Source organism: Actinocorallia lasiicapitis, assembly GCF_054778695.1.
Genome location: NZ_BAAGZI010000423.1, coordinates 1 through 4,797, shown reverse-complemented (window position 1 = coordinate 4,797; position 4,797 = coordinate 1). Strand labels below are relative to the sequence as shown.

Below are 4,797 nucleotides of genomic sequence, written 5' to 3'. Positions count from 1 at the left end.
CCCGCCTCGTAGCCGCGCAGCTCCGCCGCGACGCCGCCGGGGCCGGGGGAGCGGCCGAGCCGGTCCACCAGCGCGACGACGTCCTCGAAGGTCTGGTTCATCCCCTGGGCGAGTGTCGGCGGCATCGCGTGGGCGGCGTCGCCGAGCAGGGTGGTCCTGCCGCGCCCCCAGGTGCGGGGGATCCGGTGCCGGTGGTGGGGGAAGATCCCGAAATCGTCCTCGGTGATCGCGTTCAGGACGTCGGGGGCCGGTGCGGCCCAGTGCCCGTACCGCTTCCGCAGCAGTTCGAGTGGCTTGTCGGGGGCACTGCCGTGCCAGGGCAGGTCGAACCAGAAGACGAGCCGCCCGCCCCCCACCTCCATATAGCCGAAATCGCCCTCGCGGCCGACGGTCATCCCCGACCAGTGGCCGAGCGGTGCGAGCGGGGTGGGGATCATGCCGAAGCAGCTCGCGACCCCGGTGGTCGGGGTCGGACGGTCGCCGAACAGGGCGCGGCGGACCGCCGAGTGGGCGCCGTCCGCGCCGACCAGCAGATCGCCCACGTGCACCCGCCCGTCGGACGCGGTGACGGCCACCCCGTCCGGGGTCTCGACATGGCTCGTGTAGCCGCCCCCGAACCGGACGGTCCCCGCGGGAAGCGGCGCGTGCAGATGCCGGAGCAGCTCGGCCCGCGCGGTCATGGTGACCGGGGCGCCCATCCGCTCCGACAGCGCCCGGACGTCGATCACGGCGACGCTCCGGCCCTGCGCGCCACGGACCTCCAGGGCGTCCAGCCGGTTGCCGAGCCCGTCGATCGAGATGCCCAGCCGGTCCAGGCAGAGCGCCCCGTTGTGCCAGACGGTCAGTCCCGCGCCGCCCGTCCGCAGCCCATCAGCACGTTCCAGCACGGTCGCCTCATGCCCCTGCGCGAGCAGCGCCCGCGCCAGGGCGAGCCCACCGATCCCGGCCCCCGCGATGATCACACGCACAATCGACCTCCCGTAGTACTACGACATGTAGTACTACCGTTTTATAGAACTTGTTCCCTCTTCGCACCAGGCCCGGTTCTTTGGCGATCGCTCTTGGCGAACAGGGGGATGGAATGAACCGGGAGCACGTTTGTTGAGTGCAAGAGACTCAAGAAACATGACCCTGAGGAGCAGGATATGAGCGAGACCCTGACGGTGCCGGTGCTGCCGCTCGACGACACGGTCGTCCTGCCCGGCATGGTCGTCCCGCTGGAGCTGGACGGAGAGGTCCGCTCGGCCGTCGAAGCGGCCCGCGCCGGACGTGCGGGCAAGCCCCGGGTGCTGCTGGTGCCGCGCGTCGAAGGCCAGTACGCCGCCTACGGCGTGCTCGCCGTGGTCGAGCAGGAAGGCCGGCTGCCCGGCGGTGAACCGGGCGTGGTCGTCCGCGCCACCTCCCGAGTGAAGATCGGCACCGGGACCACGGGGCCCGGCGCGGCGCTCTGGGTCGAGGGCGCGACCGTCGACATCCCCAAGGCCGCCGACACCGCCGAACTGGTCAAGGAGTACAAGGGCCTCGTCCAGGCGATCCTCCAGCACCGCGGCGCGTGGCAGCTCGTCGACATCGTCCAGCAGATCGACGACCCGTCGCTGCTGGCCGACCAGTCCGGCTACGCCCCCTACCTCGACGTCGCCCAGAAGATCCAGATCCTGGAGACCCCGGACGTCGTCGAACGGCTCGCCCTGGTCATCGGCTGGGCCCGCGACCACCTTGCCGAACTCGACGTCGCCGAGACCATCCGCAAGGACGTCCAGGAGGGCATCGACCAGCAGCAGCGCGAGTTCCTGCTCCGCCAGCAGCTCAAGGCCGTCCGCAAGGAGCTGTCCGAGCTCAACGGCGACACCGAGGGCGAGGAGGACGACTACCGCGCCAGGATCGAGGCCGCGAACCTCCCCGAGAAGGTGGAGAAGGCCGCGCTCAAGGAGCTCGACAAACTCGAACGCTCCAGCGACGCCAGCCCCGAGGGCGGCTGGATCCGCACCTGGCTGGACACCGTCCTGGAGATTTCCTGGAACGAGCGGACCGAGGACGCCTACGACATCCTGGGCGCCCGCGAGATCCTCGACGCCGACCACGCGGGCCTCGACGACGTCAAGGAGCGGATCGTGGAGTACCTCGCCGTCCGCAAGCGGCGCGGCGAACGCGGGCTCGGCGTCGTCGGCGGCCGCCGCTCCGGCGCGGTCCTGGCGCTGGTCGGCCCGCCCGGAGTCGGCAAGACCTCCCTCGGCGAGTCGGTCGCCCGCGCCATGGGCCGCAGCTTCGTGCGGGTCGCGCTCGGCGGCGTCAGGGACGAGGCCGAGATCCGCGGCCACCGGCGCACCTACGTCGGCGCGCTGCCGGGGCGGATCGTCCGGGCGATCAAGGAGTCGGGTTCGATGAACCCGGTCGTCCTGCTCGACGAGATCGACAAGGTCGGCGCCGACTACCGCGGCGACCCGACCGCCGCCCTGCTCGAAGTCCTCGACCCGGCGCAGAACCACACCTTCCGCGACCACTACCTGGAGGTCGAGCTCGACCTGTCGGACGTGCTGTTCCTGGCGACCGCCAACTCCCTCGACACCATCCCCGGGCCGCTGCTCGACCGGATGGAGCTGGTCTCCCTCGACGGCTACACCGAGGACGAGAAGGTCACCATCGCCCGCGACCACCTGCTCTCCCGCCAGCTCGACAAGGCCGGGCTGGAGCCGGACGACGTCGTCTTCCCCGAGGAGTCCCTGCGGCTGATCGCCGGGGAGTACACGCGGGAGGCCGGGGTCCGCTCGCTGGAGCGGGCGATCGCCCGGGTGCTGCGGAAGGTCACCGCTAAGGTCGCGCTCGGCGAACGGGAACTGCCGGTCACGATCGACGACCTCAAGGACTACCTGGGCCGGCCCCGGTTCACCCCCGAGGCGTCCCTGGAGGAGAACGAGCGGCGCACCTCGGTGCCCGGCGTCTCCACCGGCCTCGCCGTGACGGGCGCGGGCGGCGACGTCCTGTACGTCGAGGCGTCGCTGGCCGACGCGGAGACCGGCGACACCGGCGTCACGCTCACCGGCCAGCTCGGCGACGTGATGAAGGAGTCGGCCCGGATCGCGCTGTCCTACCTGCGGTCGCGCGGCGCGGAGCTGGAGCTGCCCGTCGGCGATCTGAAGGACCGCGGCGTGCACATCCACGTCCCGGCGGGGGCGGTGCCCAAGGACGGCCCTTCGGCGGGCGTCACGATGACGACGGCGCTGGCGTCGCTGCTGTCGGGCCGTCCGGTCCGCGGTGACGTGGCGATGACCGGCGAGGTCTCCCTCACCGGCCGGGTGCTGCCGATCGGCGGCGTCAAGCAGAAGCTGCTGGCCGCGCACCGGGCCGGGATCACCACGGTCCTGATCCCCAAGCGGAACGAGCCCGACCTGGACGACGTCCCGGCCGAGGTGCTCGCGCAGCTCGAAGTGCACGCCGTCGCCGACGTCCGCGAGGTGCTGGCGATCGCGCTGGAGCCCGCCCGCACCGGCTCACTGGTCGGCTAGCGGCCGCCGGACCGGCGGGCCCCCGGGGAGGGGGCCCGCCGGTTCACTGCTTCGGGGTGAGCCGGAAGATCCGGATCTCCCGGTCGACGCGGGCCTGGTAGCGGTCGTAGACCGGCCAGACCCGGTTGAGCTCGGCCCACGTCTCGGCCCGGTCCTCACCCTCCAGCAGGGCGCCGACGACCTCGTAGCTCCGCTTGCGGTACTCGACGGTCGCCTCGGGGTTCTTGATGAGGTTGCCCGTCCAGGCCGGGTGCTTCTCCTGGCCGAAGTTGCTGCCGACGACGATCCAGCCCTCGCCCTGCGGCATACAGAGCAGCGGCGACAGACGGCGCTCGCCGCTCTTCGCGCCGATCGTGGTGAGGTACAGGCTCGGCACGAGCGACTGGCCGAGCATCACCTTGCCGCCGGTGAGCCGGTGCACCGTCCGGTCCAGCCGCGGGACGACCTTCGGACCGACCTTGCTGAACCATTTCGCGCCGGACATCTTCTGGAAGAGCGGGCCGAACATCCGCTGGGTGAGGGTGGTCTTGGCGGTGGGGCTGGTCATGGACGCTCCTGGGGGGACTGCCGGGGGTCCGCACAATCTAGCGCTTGGTCGGTAGCTTGGCGAGATCCACCGTTAGCGGGACGCCGCAGGGTAACCGATGCAAGACTCACTGCCACGGACCACTGACCTCCGAGGCACATGATCACAGATAAGCACATTCCGGCCGAGCCCGACGATTTCGTCGGCCGTGAACGCGACATCGAGGACCTGGGCCAGCTCCTCGACGCCGCGCGTCTCGTCACGCTCTGCGGGCCGGGCGGGATCGGAAAGACCAGGCTCGCGCTGCGGGTCGCCCACGGGCTGCCCGTCAAGGCCGCCTGGTTCGTCGAGCTCGCCGACGCGGACGCGGGAGCCGACGCGGACACGCTCCGCGTCCGGGTCACGCAGGCCGTGGGCGGCGCCGAAGGCTCCGGGATCGACCCCGAGTCCGCGCTCCTCGCCGCGCTGCGCGACCGTGAAGGGCTGCTCATCCTCGACAACTGCGAGCACCTGGTGGAGGCCGTCGTAGGGCTGTTGCGGGGGCTGCTGGCCGGCTCGCGGCGGATCAGGGTGCTCGCCACCAGCCGCGAACCGCTGCGGATTCCCGGCGAGAACGTGTGGCGGGTGCCGGCGCTGGAACTGCCCGCGCCCGGCGGACGTCCCGAGGAGTCCGAGGCCGTGCGGATGTTCACCGCGCCACCGATGCCGACATCACCCAGATCCTCGACGAGGCGGGCACCGCGCTGGACGGGATCAATGCCGACGACG

Annotated in this window: 4 protein-coding genes; 2 read left to right on the top strand and 2 right to left on the bottom strand. The window is 71.6% G+C overall.

Annotated features, from left to right (window positions below; translation table 11 throughout):
• Window positions 1-962, bottom strand: a 962-nt coding sequence (locus ACYVE7_RS29250) for an FAD-dependent oxidoreductase (RefSeq protein ID WP_460369143.1), incomplete at its 3' end; no start/stop codon positions are given.
• A 183-nt stretch (window positions 963-1,145) separates the two neighbouring features.
• Here ACYVE7_RS29250 and lon point away from each other — a divergent pair.
• Window positions 1,146-3,503: an endopeptidase La gene (gene lon / locus ACYVE7_RS29245; RefSeq protein ID WP_460369141.1), complete on the top strand. Its 2,358-nt coding sequence runs from the start codon at window positions 1,146-1,148 to the stop codon at window positions 3,501-3,503.
• Window positions 3,504-3,546: 43 nt separating this feature from the next.
• On the opposite strand, the gene ACYVE7_RS29240 is transcribed toward lon, so the two are convergent.
• The gene (locus tag ACYVE7_RS29240; protein ID WP_460369138.1) at window positions 3,547-4,050 is read right to left on the bottom strand and encodes a nitroreductase family deazaflavin-dependent oxidoreductase; all 504 of its coding nucleotides are present in this window, start codon (window positions 4,048-4,050) and stop codon (window positions 3,547-3,549) included.
• 138 nt (window positions 4,051-4,188) lie between these two features.
• Here ACYVE7_RS29240 and ACYVE7_RS29235 point away from each other — a divergent pair.
• Window positions 4,189-4,797: AAA family ATPase (locus ACYVE7_RS29235; protein ID WP_460369135.1), on the top strand; the 609-nt coding region annotated here is incomplete at its 3' end.